Source organism: Streptomyces sp. NPDC059564 (genome assembly GCF_042735575.1).
Taxonomy (GTDB): Bacteria; Actinomycetota; Actinomycetes; order Streptomycetales; family Streptomycetaceae; genus Streptomyces.
In genome coordinates, this window is record NZ_JBHWBP010000040.1 from 1 (window position 1) to 13,162 (window position 13,162).

Here is a 13,162-nt window from a genome sequence, read left to right on the forward strand (position 1 = left end):
GGCGCCGCCCGTGGCGGAGCCGGTGCGCGGACCGCCCGAACGGCGGCGGGCGGAACCGGAGCCCGAGCCGGGGCGCGGCTTCGCGGGGGTGGCCTGCGGCACCTCCAGCACCACGGGGATGCCCGAGGGCTCCTTGGCGCCGGTCAGCCGGGCGAGTTCCGCGTCGGAGGACTTGATCTGCGCGGTGCGCGGGGAGATCCCGGCGTCCGACATCAGGCGGGTCATGTCGCGCTTCTGGTCGGGCAGGACCAGGGTGACGACGCTGCCGGACTCGCCGGCACGGGCGGTACGGCCGCCGCGGTGCAGGTAGTCCTTGTGGTCGGTCGGCGGGTCCACGTTGACGACGAGGTCGAGGTCGTCGATGTGGATGCCGCGCGCGGCCACGTTGGTGGCGACCAGCGCGGTGACCTCGCCCGTCTTGAACCAGTCGAGGGTGCGGTTGCGCTGCGGCTGCGAGCGCCCGCCGTGCAGGCCGGAGGCGCGGACGCCGTCCGCCAGGAGCTTCTTGACCATGCGGTCGACGCCGCGCTTGGTGTCGACGAACATGATCACCCGGCCGTCGCGAGCGGCTATGCGCGTGGCCACGGCCTTCTTGTCGGTCTCGTCCATGACGTACAGGACGTGGTGCTCCATCGTGCTGACCGCGCCGGCGGACGGGTCGACGGAGAAGGCGACCGGGTCGTGCAGGAACATCTTGACGAGCTTGTCGATGTTCTTGTCGAGGGTCGCGGAGAACAGCATGGTCTGGCCCTCGGGCTGGACCTGCTTGAGCAGCGCGGTGACCTGCGGCATGAAGCCCATGTCGGTCATCTGGTCGGCCTCGTCGAGGACCGTGATGGCGACCTGGGAGAGGTCGGCGTCACCGCGGTCGATGAGGTCCTTCAGGCGGCCGGGGGTGGCGACGAGGACCTCGGCGCCGCGGCGCAGGGCGCCGGACTGCCGGTTGATCGACATGCCGCCGACGACGGTCGTGATGCGCAGGTTGACGGACGTGGCGTACGGGGCCATCGCGTCGGTGACCTGCTGCGCCAGCTCGCGGGTCGGTACGAGGACCAGCGCGAGCGGCTGCTTCGGCTGGGCGCGGCGGCCGGCGGTGCGGGAGAGCAGCGCCAGGCCGAAGGCCAGCGTCTTGCCGGAGCCGGTGCGGCCGCGGCCGAGCAGGTCACGGCCGGCGAGGGAGTTCGGCAGCGTCGCGGCCTGGATGGGGAACGGTTCGGTCACGCCCTGGGCGGCGAGGGTCTTCAGCAGCGCCTCGGGCATGTCCATGTCCTCGAACGCGGGCACCGGCGGGAGGGCCGGGGTCAGCGGTTCGGGCATGGTGAATTCTTGCGGCCGGGCAACGGGGGCGGACTTCTGCCGTCCCGCGCCAGCCTTCGGACGTCCCTGGGCCGCACCTCGGCCCCGGGTGGGGCGGCGGCTGGGTCGTGCGGAGCTGGAGCTGGTCATGCGGAAAAAGCCCTCCTGAAACCGGCAGGTACGACAAACGGGGTGAAACAGCAGACAAGCCGGGGCCCGCACCTCGCGGTGCGGACCCCGGCATGCTGAAGACCTTAGGCGGGGATGATGTTCTCCGCCTGGGGGCCCTTCTGGCCCTGGGTCACGTCGAAGGACACGCGCTGGCCCTCCTGGAGCTCACGGAAGCCCTGGGTGGCGATGTTCGAGTAGTGGGCGAAGACGTCCGGGCCGCCACCGTCCTGCTCGATGAAGCCGAAGCCCTTTTCCGAGTTGAACCACTTCACGGTGCCAAGTGCCATTTTGAATCTCCTGAATAGGCGGCAAGGGCCCCATCCGGAGATTCCGGTAAAAACAATTAAAGCGCCTGTCGGAGCATTCCCGTCAGGCGCACATAAAGTTCATGGGTACCACAACTGCAACGCCTCCAAAGCTAGCACACCTCCGGCGGAGCGCGCTGCCCCGATGTGTGTGACCTGCTACGCGTGCCCCCGGAAGGGGCGCCTCCGGTGCTCTCGCACTGGTTCACTGTCCGGATGTCAGCGATCAAGGAGCCCTGGGGGCTCAGTGTGCTCGGTGCGGGCAGCGTGTCCGCCGAACCCCGACTCGCCCACGTGGAACTGGCGGTCGATCTCGCCGCCCCGACACCGAAGGAGGCGTTCGCCGAGGCGGGCGCCGCCGTGGCCCGGCTGCGGGCCGTGCTGCGGGAGCACGGGATACCCGACCGCGACGTGTCCGGCTCGCGGCTTCAGCTGGCCTCGCGGTACAGCGGCTACGGGGTGGACCGGCAGTTCCTCGGCTACGGGTGCGTGGCCACGTACACGGTGCGCACGACGGCGCTGGACCGGATCGAGATGCTGATCGAGGACATGGTCACCGCCGGTGCGAACCACGTCGACGAGGTGCGGTTCGAGGTGGAGGACAAGCCGGCGATGCGCGACGAGGCGCGGCGCCTCGCCGTCGCGGCGGCCCGCCGCAAGGCCGAGGTCTACGCGGAGGCGTGCGGGGTCCGGCTGGGGCCGGTGGTCCACATCCAGGACGTGGATCCGGAGAGGTTCCGCGGCCACGGTCGCGACAGCGGCGGGAGCGAGGGCTACGAGCAGGACGGGGCGCTCTCGCCCGGTTCGGTGCGGGTCGACGCCGCCGTCCTGCTCGGTTTCGGCCTGCTGCCGCTCTGAGCCGGTCCGGGGCGCCCGTCGGCGGGCGCCCCGGGGGCTCGCTAGAGGCGTTCGATGATCGTGACGTTGGCCTGGCCGCCGCCCTCGCACATGGTCTGGAGGCCGTAGCGGCCGCCCGTGCGTTCCAGTTCGTGCAGGAGCGTGGTCATCAGCTTCACGCCCGTCGCGCCCAGGGGGTGGCCCAGCGCGATGGCGCCGCCGTTGACGTTCACCCGGTCCGGGTCGGCGCCGGTCTCCTTCAGCCAGGCCAGGACCACCGGCGCGAAGGCCTCGTTGATCTCGACCAGGTCGATGCCGGACAGCGTCATGCCCGTCTTCTTCAGGGCGTACGCGGTCGCGGGGATCGGCGCGGACAGCATCCGGATCGGGTCCTCGCCGCGTACGGACAGGTGGTGGATCCGGGCCCGGGGGGTGAGGCCGTGTTCGGTGACCGCCCGCTCGGAGGCGATCAGCATCGCCGCCGCGCCGTCCGAGACCTGGGAGGAGACGGCCGCCGTGATCGTGCCGCCCTCCACCACCGGCTTCAGCCCGGCCATCTTCTCCAGGGTGGTGTCCCGGCGCGGGCCCTCGTCCACGGCCACGTCCCCGTACGGGACGGTCTCGCCCACGAAGCGGCCCTCGTCGATCGCCCGCAGCGCCCGCTGGTGGGAGCGCAGGGCGAACTCCTCCATGTCCCGCCGCGAGATCCCCCACTTCTCGGCGATGAGCTGCGCCCCGTGGAACTGGTTGACCGGGGCGTCGCCGTACCGGGCGCGCCAGCCCGCGGAGCCCGCGTAGGGGCCCTCGGTGAAGCCCAGCGGTTCGGCGGCCTGCCGGGAGGCGAAGGCGATGGGGATCATCGACATGTTCTGGGTGCCGCCCGCGACCACCAGGTCCTGGGTGCCGGACAGCACGCCCTGCGCCGCGAAGTGCACCGCCTGCTGGGAGGAGCCGCACTGGCGGTCCACCGTCACGCCCGGCACCTCCTCGGGCAGGCCGGCCGCCAGCCAGGACGTCCGGGCGATGTCCCCGGCCTGCGGGCCGACGGTGTCGAGGCAGCCGAAGACCACGTCCTCGACGGCGGCCGGGTCCACCCCGGACCGCTCGACCAGCGCCTTCAGTACGTGCGCGCCGAGGTCGGCGGGGTGCACGGCGGACAGGCCGCCGCCCCGCCGCCCCACGGGGGTGCGTACGGCGTCGACTATGTAGGCCTCGGGCATCGGGACTCCTCTTGGGGGTTACGTGCGTACGGCGATCCCGTCCAGGACCATCGACAGGTACTGGCGGGCGATCTCCTCGGGGCTGTGCTGGCCGCCGGGCCGGTACCAGGAGGCGGCGACCCAGACCGTGTCGCGGACGAAGCGGTAGGTCAGGCGGATGTCGAGGTCGGCGCGGAAGACCTCGGCGGCGACCCCGCGCTCCAGCGTTCCGAGCCAGGCCTTCTCGAACTTGACCTGCGAGTCGGAGAGGTAGTGGAAGCGGGCCTGGGCGGACAGGTGCCGGGACTCCTTCTGGTAGATGGCGACGGCGGCGCGGTGCCGGTCGATCTCCCGGAAGGATTCGGTGACGAGGGCCTCGATGGTCTCCCTGGGGCCGAGGCCGGCGGCGAGGACGGTGTCGTAGCCCGCCCACAGCTCGTTCAGGAAGGCCGAGAGGATCTCGTCGAGCATCGATTCCTTGGAATCGAAGTGGTAGTAGAGGCTGCCGGCGAGCATGCCGGCGGCGTCGGCGATCTTGCGGACGGTGGTGGCGTTGTAGCCCTGCGCCGCGAAGACCTCGGCGGCGGTGTCGAGGAGTTCGCGACGGCGCTCGGGTGAGGCCGTCACCTGCGGCTTCTTCTTGTTCGTTGGCACGGGCCCATTCTGCGGCTACGCGTGCTGGCTGCTGACCGACACGGTCTCGCCCGTCATGTACGAGGAGTACCCGCTGGCCAGGAAGACGATGACGTTGGCGATCTCCCAGGGTTCGGCGTACCGGCCGAAGGCCTCGCGGGCGGTGAGTTCGGTGAGCAGGGCCTCACTGGTGACCTTGACCAGGTGCGGGTGCATGGCCAGGCTCGGGGCGACCGCGTTGACCCGTACGCCGAACTCGGCGGCCTCCAGCGCGGCGCAGCGGGTCAGGGCCATCACCCCGGCCTTGGCGGCGGCGTAGTGGGCCTGGCCGGTCTGGGCGCGCCAGCCGATGACGGAGGCGTTGTTGACGACGACGCCGCCCCGGCCCGCGGCCTTCAGGGAGCGCAGGGCGGCGCGGGTGCAGCGGAAGGTGCCGCCCAGGGTGACGTCGAGGACCTTGGACCACTGCGCGTCGGTCATGTCGACGAGGTCGGCGGTGCCGCCGAGGCCCGCGTTGTTGACGACGGCGTCGAGGCCGCCGTGGATGCGTTCGGCGTGTGCGAAGAGGGCCTGGACCTGGTCCTCGTCGGTGACGTCGCAGGGCAGGGAGGCGACGCGGTCCGCGCCGAACTCGGCGGCGAGGGCCTGCTCGGTCTCCTTCAGGCGGCGGGCGTGGGCGTCGCCGATGAGGACGCGGGCGCCCTCCTCCAGGAAACGGCGGGCGGTGGCCCCGCCGATCCCGGCCCCGGCGGCGGCGGTGATGACGGCGGTCCGGTCGCGGAGCAGTCCGTGGGCCGGGACGTAGGCGGGCGGCGCGGTGGTCATGCCCGTACCTCTTTCGGAAGGCCGAGGATCCGCTCGGCGATGAGGTTGCGCTGGATCTCGTCGGAGCCGGCGCAGATCGTGTCGGCGCGGGAGAAGAGGAAGAGGCGCTGCCAGTCGTCGAGTTCGTACGGGTCCCCGTGCGCGCCGGTGGCCAGGAGCGAGGCGGCGCCGCGGGTGCGGACGGCGGCGAGGGCGTACTCCTCGTGGAAGGCGATCTGCCGCTCGACGCTCGCGCCGCGGCCGCCGTGTTCGACGGGCCAGCCGACGCAGGTCCAGCCGTGGGCGGCCATGTGCCGCTCCCAGGCGAGGCGTCCGGCGAAGGCCTCGTGTTCCCGGCCGGGGCCGCCGCGTCCCTTGAGGGCGGCGAATTCGCCGGTGAGGTGGGTGCGGAGCCACTCCCGGACCTCGGTGCGGAACTCCTCGACGCTGCTCATGGCCGTACGTTAACCTACCAAACACTTGTTAGGGAAGGATCGCCGCATGCCCGAGCCCGAAGCCCCCGTGGTGCTGTACGAGCGGCGCGGACCGGTCGCGTACGTGACCATGAACCGCCCCCGCTACCGCAACGCTCAGAACAGCGCCATGACCTACGCCCTGGACGACGCCTTCTACCGAGCCGCCGACGACCCCGGGGTGAAGGCCGTCGTCCTCGCCGGGGCCGGCGGGCACTTCTCCGCGGGCCACGACATCGGCACCCCCGGCCGCGACGCCCACCTGCCCTTCGAGCGGCGGGCCGGGCTGTGGTGGGACCACTCGGGGCGGGCGGGCGCCGAGTCCCGCTTCGCGCGCGAGTCGGAGGTGTACCTGGGGATGTGCCGGCGGTGGCGGGAGCTGCCGAAGCCGGTGATCGCCTCCGTGCAGGGGGCGTGCGTGGCGGGCGGGCTGATGCTGGCCTGGGTCTGCGACCTGATCGTGGCCAGCGAGGACGCCTTCTTCGCCGACCCGGTCGTACGGATGGGCATCCCCGGCGTCGAGTACTTCGCGCACCCGTGGGCGATGCCGCCGCGCATCGCGAAGGAGTTCCTCTACACCGGCGACCGGATGCCCGCCCGGCGGGCGTACGAGATCGGCATGGTCAACCGGGTCGTGGAGCGGTCCGGACTGGCCGCCGCCACCGAGCTGCTGGCCCTGCGGATCGCGCAGATGCCCGCCTTCGGACTGGCCCTGACCAAGCGGGCCGTCAACCAGGCCGAGGACCTCCAGGGCCTGCACGCGGGCATGGACTCGGTCTTCGGCCTGCACCACCTCGCGCACGCGCACAACGCCGAGACGGCGGCGGACCCGCTCGGCGGCATGGACGTCGCCGCGATGAAGGCCATGAAGGAGGCGAAGGGCTGATGGACCTGTCCCACGCGGCTGACGTGGAGGAATTCCGGGCCGAGGCCCGGGAATGGCTGCGCGCGCACGTCCCGGCGCGGCCCCTGCCCTCGCTGGAGACGGCGCACGGCTTCGCGGCGCACCGGGAGTGGGAGGCGCTGCTGCACGCGGACCGCTGGTCGGTGGTGTCCTGGCCCGAGGAGTACGGGGGCCGGGGCGTGGACATCGAGCGGTGGCTGGTGTTCGAGGAGGAGTACTGGGCGGCGGGCGCGCCCGGCCGGGTCTCGCAGAACGGCATCAACCTGCTGGCCCCGACCCTCTTCGACCACGCGGACGCCGCGCAGCGGGCGCGGGTGCTGCCCTCGATGGCGAGCGGGGAGGTGATCTGGGCGCAGGCCTGGTCCGAGCCGGAGTCGGGCTCCGACCTGGCCTCGCTGACGTCCCGGGCCGAGCGCACGGAGGGCGGCTGGCTGCTGTCGGGGCAGAAGACCTGGTCCTCCCGGGCCGCCTTCGCGGACCGGGCCTTCGGCATCTTCCGTACGGATCCCGGGGCGGCCAGGCCCCACCACGGGCTCACGTACCTGATGTTCGACCTGCGGGCGCCGGGGGTGACGGTGCGGCCCATCGGACGCCTCGACGGGAAGCCCGCGTTCGCCGAACTCTTCCTCGACCGGGTCTTCGTACCGGACGAGGACGTGATCGGGGAGCCGGGGCAGGGCTGGCGGATCGCGATGTCGACGACGGGCAACGAGCGGGGGCTGACCCTGCGCTCCCCCGGCCGGTTCCTGGCGGCCGCCGACCGGCTCCTCGCGCTGTGGCGGGAGGAGGGGGATCCGGCGGACACGGCGCTGCGCGACCGGGTCGCGGACGCGGTGGTCGGGGCGCGCGCCTACGAGCTGTTCACCTGGACCAACGCCTCCCGCTTCGCGGCGGGCCAGACGATCGGCGCCGAGTCCAGCCTGAACAAGGTGTTCTGGTCCCAGTACGACATCGCCCTGCACGAGACGGCCCTGGACCTGCTGGGCGCCCGCGCCGAGCTGGCGGAGGGCGAGTGGGCCGAGCCGTGGGTGTTCTCGCTGGCCGGGCCGATCTACGCGGGGACCAACGAGATCCAGCGCGACATCATCGCCGAGCGGCTGCTCGGCCTCCCGAAGGGCCGCCGCTGATGCGCTTCCTGCCGACCGAGGAACAGTCGGACTTCGCCCGTACGCTGCGCTCCCTGCTCGGCGCCGCCGAGGTGCCGGCCACCGTACGGGCCTGGGCGGAGGGGGAGCACGGGCCGGGGCGGGCGCTGTGGGCACGGCTCGCGGACACGGGGCTGTTCGCGCTGGCCGTGCCGGAGGCGTACGAGGGCCTCGGCCCGCTGCCGGTGGAACTGGCCCTCGGCTTCGTGGAGCTGGGGCGGGCCGGGGTGCCGGGGCCGGTGGTGGAGAGCGCCGCCGCGTCGGTGCTGCTGGCACGGCTGGGGGACGACGTACTGGCGAAACGGTTCCTCCCGGGGCTGGCCTCGGGCGGGACCCTCGCCACGCTGACCCTGCCCGGCGGGTCCCCGTACGCCCTGGACGCGGACGCCGCTACGCACCGCTTCTCGGTGTCGGCGGCCGGGGAACTGCGCCTCGCGCCGGGCGGATCCGCCCTGCTGCCCTCCCTCGACCCGGCCCGCAGGCTGTCCGCCCCGGCGGACGGCGGTGAACTCCTCGCGGCGGGGCCGTCCGTCACGTCGGCGGCGCGCGAAGCCCTGCACTGGGCGCGGCTGCTGACGGCGGCCCAGTGCCTGGGCGTCGGCGAGGCCCTGCTCGGGCGGACCGTCGCGTACGCCGGGCAGCGCACCCAGTTCGGGGCGCCGATCGGCGCCTTCCAGGCGGTCAAGCACCGGCTGGCGGACACCCTGCTGGCCCTGGAGTTCGCCCGGCCGCTGCTGTGGGCGGCGGCGCTGTCCCTGGAGCCGGGCGAGGTCGCGGCGGCGAAGCTCACCGCGGGCGAGGCGGCGTACGCGGCCGCGCTGACGGCGCTCCAGCTGCACGGGGCCGTCGGCTACACCGAGGAGCTGGACCTGTCGCTGTGGCTGCGCAAGGCCCGTCCGCTGCGCGACGCGTGGGGGACGCCGTCGGCGTGCCGGGCTCAGGTGCTGCGGTCCCGGGAGCGGTAGGAGGTGACGACGGCGGTGTTGACGAGCACCAGCCCGGCGAACCACAGGGCGTCGCGCCGGTGCCCCAGCCCGGCGATGGCCAGGGCGGCGGAGCCGAACACGAGGGCCTTCACGGCGAGGACGGCCGCCAGCGGCACCCGGTAGCGGGCCCGCGGCGCGGCGAAGGCCCCCCACAGGACCGCCGCGGCGCCCGCCACCACGGCCCCGAGCAGCGCGCCGACCACCAGGCCGCCGCCCCACTCGTAGCCCCAGACGGCGAGCGCGAGCAGGGCGGCCACCTCCAGCAGGAACGCGAGGACGTCGTTGACCAGCCGGAACGCGCGGTGGGCGGCGGCGAGGGCGGACATCAGGCGCTCCGGGCGACGTACAGGCCGACGGTGTAGGGCTCCTCCACCGTCCCGTCGGGGAAGAGTCCGGCCAGGTGGCCGCGTTCGGCGTCCATGAACGCGCGCGTGCCCTCGGCGCCGAGGACCAGGAAGGCGGAGTGGCTGGAGAGGTTGGCGAGGTGCGCGTCGAGGGGGATCCGGCGCGACCAGGCGACGGTCCGGGTGGTGAAGCCCGAGGCGAGGCCCTGCGGGAGGGTGCGGAAGTGGGTGGCGGTGGCCGCCGCCGCGCCGCCGTCGGCGTCGAAGAACGCGCGGATCCGCTCGCCCTGCGCGGCGACCCAGGGGACGGACTCGTCGATGTCGTTCCACCAGAGCGCGAGCGCGCCGCCGGGGCGCAGGACGCGCAGCGCCTCGGGGACGGCCAGTGCGGGGTCGGTCCAGTGCCAGGCCTGCGCGTACGTGACGAGGTCGAAGGCGGCGGTGGCCAGCGGCAGCCGGTCCCCGTCCCCGCGGACGACGGGGACCTCCGGGTGCGCCCGCCGGAACTCGGCGGCCATCCCGTCGCCGGGCTCGACGGCGACCACCCGGGCCCCGCGCCGGTGCATCGGCCCGGTCCCGAGGCCGGTCCCGGCCCCCACGTCGGCCACCCGCGCCCCGGCGAGCGGGCGCCCGCACAGCTCCTCGACGGCGTCGTACAGCGCCTCGGGGTATCCGGGGCGGTTGGCCGCGTACAGGGCGGCGGCCGAGTCGAACGAGCGGGCGCGTGTCGTCATGGGGCCATTGTTTTCGAATCCCCTGCCCCTGACCAGCCCTTTCCCCCAGTCCGCGGAGGCTAGCCGCGGCGCCGGGACAGGCGCAGGAGGACGGCCGTCTGGAAGAGGAGGAGGACGGCCGTCGCGGCGCGGACCGACCAGTCGGCGAGACCGGCGCCGGGCCTGCCGTACTCCTCCCAGGCCGCCGCGCCCGCGAGGGCCGCGCCCACCGCCACGCAGGCGACGAGGAAGCGGCCCCCGAACTCCGCCGAGGTGCCGTGCGGTACGGCGGAGCCGAGGACGAACACCCCCAGCAGGACGGGGATCCAGGGCGCGCCGGCGTCGCAGAGCAGCAGGGCGGCCCCGGACTCCACGGCGAGGAGCAGGCACACGCGCAGGAGGAAGCCAGGCATGGACACATCATGCCGGGGAAATGCGGGCGCGCACCCGCCCCAGGTCCGTTTAAGATCGAACACAAGGGCGGGGTCGTAGCACAGAGGTAGTGCGCCTACACAGCATGGAGGAGGACGCCGGTTCGAATCCGGCCGCCCCGCCCCCCTCACCTCACCTCACGCCTTCACGGCGTCGCCGCCAGCCAGGCCGCCGCTCCCGCGAGGGCCGCCCGCCCGGCGGGCAGCGGCAGGCCCAGGAAGCCGTGGAAGACCCCCGGGTACAGCCGGACCTCGCAGTCCACGCCCGCCCGCGCGAGCCGCCGCGCGTACGCCAGGCCCTCGTCGCGCAGCAGGTCGCAGTCGGCGAGGACGATCAGCGTGCGCGGCAGCCCCGACAGCCCCTCCGCCGGTGCCCGCAGCGGCGAGACGTGCGGATGCTCGGGGTCGCCGCCGTACTGCTCCCAGTACCAGGCCATGTGCGCGGCGGTGTGGAAGTACCCCCGCCCGTACGCGGTCACGGACGCGGAGTCCATGGCGGCGTCCAGCGGCGGGTACACCAGCAGCTGCCCGGCGACCTGTCCGGGCGCCCGCAGCGCGGTGACCGCCGCCAGGTTGCCGCCGCTGGAGTCCCCGGCCACCACCACCCGCCCCGGGTCGCAGCCCAGGGCCTCCGCCCCGGCCCGCGCCCACAGCAGTACCCCGAGCGCGTCGTCGCGGGCGGCGGGCCAGGGGTGTTCCGGGGCGAGCCGGTAGCCGACGGAGACGAGCACCGCCCCCGAGGCGGCGGCGAGCTTGCGGCAGGTGGCGTCGTGGGTGTCCAGCCCGCACATCACCCAGCCGCCGCCGTGCAGGTACACGACGAGCGGCCGGCCCGCGGCCCCGGGCGCGGGGTCGTAGATCCGGACCGGGACCCCGGCGGCGACGGCGTCGCGCACCGAGGCCAGGGCGGGCCCCGGCGGGCCGGGCACGGCGGCCGCCCGCAGGGCCGCCGGGTCCCCGGGGCCGGGGAAGCCCGCCGCCATGACGTCGCACAGCCGCCGCGCGGCCGGGGAAAGGGGATCGCCGGGATCTCCGGGATCTCTGGCATCGCTCATCCGGCCGTCATCCCCCCGTCGACCGCGAACTCCGTGCCCGTCACGTACGAGGACGCGTCCGAGCAGAGGAACAGCACCAGTTCCGCCACCTCCCGCGGCCGCCCCATCCGCCCCAGCGGCACGTGGGACCAGTCCCGCCCGGCGACCGCGGCGGCCACCATCGGGGTGTCGATGGCCCCGGGGTGCACCGAGTTGACCCGGATCCCGTCCGGGGCGAGGTCGAGCGCGGCCGACCGGGTCAGCCCGCGCAGGGCGAACTTGGTGGACCCGTAGGCCGCGTGGCCGGGTATGCCGACCAGGCCCGCCGTCGAGGAGATGTTGACGACCGAGCCGCCCCCGGCGGCCCGCAGCACCGGTGCCACCGCCTGGATGCCGAGGAACGGCCCCAGCAGGTTGACCCGCAGCAGTTCCCCGAAGCCCTCCGCGCTCTGCCGCTCCACGTGCGCGGTGCGCCACAGGGCGGCGTTGTTGACGAGCGCCGAGACCGTCCCGAAGGCGGCCACCGCCTCCCGCACCACCGCCGCCCAGCTGTCGGCGTCGGCCACGTCGTGCCGTACGTAGAGCCCCCGGTCGCCGAGCGAGGCGGCGACCTCCCGTCCCTCCTCCTCTCGGATGTCGGTGACGACGACCCGCGCCCCCGCCTCCGCGCACAGCCGGGCCTCCTCGGCGCCCTGGCCGCGTCCGGCGCCGGTGATGAGGACGACCTTCCCGTCGAGCGCGATCACGAGCCCTCCCCCACCGGTTCCAGGGCGCGGAAGTGCGGGATGACCTTCTCGCCCCACTGCCGGATGGTCTCCATGCAGGCCTCCTGCGGGACGGTGCCCATCTGGATCAGGCACATCACCTCGTCGACGCCGATCTCGCGCAGCTGCTCCACGTAGGCGATGGCCGTCGCGGCACTGCCGTACGCGTGCTCGGCGTTGTAGGTGCCGGTGTCGACGGGCCGGGCCGGGATGTTCGCCTCGTGGAGCCGGGCGACGAGCTCCTCGCGGCCCCGGGCGAGGGCGCCCGCGTGGTCCTCGTCCTCGGCGTACCCGGTCGGGGCGGGCGCGTTGCCGTACCAGTGGGCGATGGACTCGGCGAAGAAGCGCTGGCCCCGGGTGCCCAGGCGCAGCGCGCGTTCGGCGTCGTCGAGGACGATCGTCGGGCAGAGCGCGGAGAGGTGGTCGTTGACCTCGTCGGAGACGAACCGCTCGCCGCCGCGGGTGGCGATGGCCTCGTCGTAGACCTTGCGCATGGCGCGGACGTCGTCGGCGCCGGCGAAGCCCATCACCAGGGCTCCGATGCCCAGTTCGGCGGCGAGCTTGAGGGTGTCGTGCTTGGAGCAGGCCATGAAGAGCGGCGGGTGCGGGTCCTGCACCGGCCGGGGCAGGATCGCGCCGGGGCCGATGTCGAGGGAGCCGTGCCATTCGAACTCCGGCTCCCGCCAGGCCGCGGAGAAGATCCGCAGGGCCTCTTCCATCTGCGGGTAGGTGTCCTCGGCCCTGACCCCGTACATGGACATCTCCTGGCGGGTGGCCCCGCGTCCGGCGCCGATGTCCACGCGGCCGCCGGAGAGCACGTCGAGCATGGCGGCGCGTTCGGCGACGCGGACGGGGTGCTGGTAGCCGAAGGGCATGGTGACCACGCCGTGGCCGATGCGGATCTTCCGGGTCCGGGCGGCGACCCAGGTCAGGAAGATCTCGGAGGCGCTCATGTGCGCGTACCGGGTCAGGGAGTGGTGCTCCACCGCCCAGATCCGGTCGAAGCCCATCTCCTCGGCGAACACGGCCTGTTCGACGCAGTCGTGGATGACCTGGCGTTCGCGTGCGGGGGTGGGGTCGACGAGCTGCGCCTCGAAGATCATCGAGAACTTCACGGTGCGGT

At 73.7% G+C, this 13,162-nt stretch carries 16 protein-coding genes and 1 tRNA gene; 5 read left to right on the plus strand and 12 right to left on the minus strand.

Annotation, left to right across the window (positions count from 1 at the left end; translation table 11 throughout):
• Both ACFV0Q_RS10470 and ACFV0Q_RS10475 read right to left on the minus strand, forming a co-directional pair.
• Positions 1 to 1,446, minus strand: a 1,446-nt coding sequence (locus ACFV0Q_RS10470) for a DEAD/DEAH box helicase (protein WP_385003542.1), incomplete at its 3' end; no start/stop codon positions are given.
• A gap of 104 nt (positions 1,447 to 1,550) precedes the next feature.
• Complete coding sequence (locus ACFV0Q_RS10475; RefSeq protein ID WP_030010141.1) at positions 1,551 to 1,754, minus strand: cold-shock protein; 204 nt, start codon at positions 1,752 to 1,754, stop codon at positions 1,551 to 1,553.
• Positions 1,755 to 1,988: 234 nt separating this feature from the next.
• Here ACFV0Q_RS10475 and ACFV0Q_RS10480 point away from each other — a divergent pair, with 234 nt between their 5' ends.
• Positions 1,989 to 2,630: an SIMPL domain-containing protein gene (locus ACFV0Q_RS10480; protein WP_385003544.1), complete on the plus strand. Its 642-nt coding sequence runs from the start codon at positions 1,989 to 1,991 to the stop codon at positions 2,628 to 2,630.
• Positions 2,631 to 2,671: 41 nt separating this feature from the next.
• Here ACFV0Q_RS10480 and ACFV0Q_RS10485 read toward each other — a convergent pair whose 3' ends face one another.
• Genes ACFV0Q_RS10485 through ACFV0Q_RS10500 form a run of 4 tightly spaced genes read right to left on the minus strand, consistent with a single transcriptional unit; the run spans position 2,672 to position 5,700 of the window.
• On the minus strand, positions 2,672 to 3,829 hold the full coding sequence (locus ACFV0Q_RS10485; RefSeq protein ID WP_385003546.1) for an acetyl-CoA C-acetyltransferase: 1,158 nt from the start codon (positions 3,827 to 3,829) through the stop codon (positions 2,672 to 2,674).
• Positions 3,830 to 3,847: 18 nt separating this feature from the next.
• Positions 3,848 to 4,462 carry a TetR/AcrR family transcriptional regulator gene (locus ACFV0Q_RS10490; protein WP_385003548.1) on the minus strand — a complete coding sequence of 205 codons (615 nt, stop codon included), beginning with the start codon at positions 4,460 to 4,462 and terminating at the stop codon, positions 3,848 to 3,850.
• 15 nt (positions 4,463 to 4,477) lie between these two features.
• Positions 4,478 to 5,266 (minus strand): SDR family oxidoreductase, encoded by a 789-nt coding sequence (locus tag ACFV0Q_RS10495; protein WP_385003550.1) that lies wholly within the window; start codon positions 5,264 to 5,266, stop codon positions 4,478 to 4,480.
• Positions 5,263 to 5,700, minus strand: coding sequence for an acyl-CoA dehydrogenase family protein (locus tag ACFV0Q_RS10500; protein ID WP_385003552.1), 438 nt, complete (start codon positions 5,698 to 5,700; stop codon positions 5,263 to 5,265). Before ACFV0Q_RS10500 ends, ACFV0Q_RS10495 begins: the two co-directional genes overlap by 4 nt.
• Before the next feature lie 46 nt (positions 5,701 to 5,746).
• On the opposite strand from ACFV0Q_RS10500, the gene ACFV0Q_RS10505 reads away from it, so the two are divergent.
• From ACFV0Q_RS10505 to ACFV0Q_RS10515, 3 genes are read left to right on the plus strand one after another with little or no spacing between them, the layout of a single operon-like run.
• On the plus strand, positions 5,747 to 6,604 hold the full coding sequence (locus ACFV0Q_RS10505) for an enoyl-CoA hydratase (RefSeq protein WP_385003554.1): 858 nt from the start codon (positions 5,747 to 5,749) through the stop codon (positions 6,602 to 6,604).
• Positions 6,604 to 7,749 carry an acyl-CoA dehydrogenase family protein gene (locus ACFV0Q_RS10510; protein WP_385003556.1) on the plus strand — a complete coding sequence of 382 codons (1,146 nt, stop codon included), beginning with the start codon at positions 6,604 to 6,606 and terminating at the stop codon, positions 7,747 to 7,749. The genes ACFV0Q_RS10505 and ACFV0Q_RS10510 overlap by 1 nt, the downstream gene beginning before the upstream one ends.
• Positions 7,749 to 8,732 (plus strand): acyl-CoA dehydrogenase family protein, encoded by a 984-nt coding sequence (locus ACFV0Q_RS10515; RefSeq protein ID WP_385003558.1) that lies wholly within the window; start codon positions 7,749 to 7,751, stop codon positions 8,730 to 8,732. The genes ACFV0Q_RS10510 and ACFV0Q_RS10515 overlap by 1 nt, the downstream gene beginning before the upstream one ends.
• Here ACFV0Q_RS10515 and ACFV0Q_RS10520 read toward each other — a convergent pair.
• Genes ACFV0Q_RS10520 through ACFV0Q_RS10530 form a run of 3 tightly spaced genes read right to left on the minus strand, consistent with a single transcriptional unit; the run spans position 8,705 to position 10,223 of the window.
• Complete coding sequence (locus tag ACFV0Q_RS10520; RefSeq protein WP_385003560.1) at positions 8,705 to 9,079, minus strand: YrdB family protein; 375 nt, start codon at positions 9,077 to 9,079, stop codon at positions 8,705 to 8,707. The genes ACFV0Q_RS10515 and ACFV0Q_RS10520 overlap by 28 nt on opposite strands.
• Entirely contained in the window at positions 9,079 to 9,831 is a 753-nt protein-coding gene (locus ACFV0Q_RS10525; RefSeq protein WP_385003562.1) for a class I SAM-dependent methyltransferase, read from the minus strand. The genes ACFV0Q_RS10520 and ACFV0Q_RS10525 overlap by 1 nt, the downstream gene beginning before the upstream one ends.
• Positions 9,832 to 9,890: 59 nt before the next feature.
• The gene (locus ACFV0Q_RS10530) at positions 9,891 to 10,223 is read right to left on the minus strand and encodes a hypothetical protein (RefSeq protein ID WP_385003564.1); all 333 of its coding nucleotides are present in this window, start codon (positions 10,221 to 10,223) and stop codon (positions 9,891 to 9,893) included.
• Positions 10,224 to 10,290: 67 nt separating this feature from the next.
• Between ACFV0Q_RS10530 and ACFV0Q_RS10535 the strand changes: the two genes are divergently transcribed.
• Positions 10,291 to 10,365: transfer RNA gene (locus tag ACFV0Q_RS10535), tRNA-Ala, on the plus strand.
• A 22-nt stretch (positions 10,366 to 10,387) separates the two neighbouring features.
• Here ACFV0Q_RS10535 and ACFV0Q_RS10540 read toward each other — a convergent pair.
• Genes ACFV0Q_RS10540 through ACFV0Q_RS10550 form a run of 3 tightly spaced genes read right to left on the minus strand, consistent with a single transcriptional unit; the run spans position 10,388 to position 13,154 of the window.
• A complete protein-coding gene (locus ACFV0Q_RS10540) occupies positions 10,388 to 11,296 on the minus strand; it encodes an alpha/beta hydrolase (protein ID WP_385003566.1) in 909 nt (302 codons plus the stop codon).
• On the minus strand, positions 11,293 to 12,021 hold the full coding sequence (locus tag ACFV0Q_RS10545; protein ID WP_385003568.1) for an SDR family NAD(P)-dependent oxidoreductase: 729 nt from the start codon (positions 12,019 to 12,021) through the stop codon (positions 11,293 to 11,295). The genes ACFV0Q_RS10540 and ACFV0Q_RS10545 overlap by 4 nt, the downstream gene beginning before the upstream one ends.
• On the minus strand, positions 12,018 to 13,154 hold the full coding sequence (locus ACFV0Q_RS10550; RefSeq protein ID WP_385003570.1) for an LLM class flavin-dependent oxidoreductase: 1,137 nt from the start codon (positions 13,152 to 13,154) through the stop codon (positions 12,018 to 12,020). The genes ACFV0Q_RS10545 and ACFV0Q_RS10550 overlap by 4 nt, the downstream gene beginning before the upstream one ends.
• Between the last annotated feature and the right edge of the window lie 8 nt (positions 13,155 to 13,162).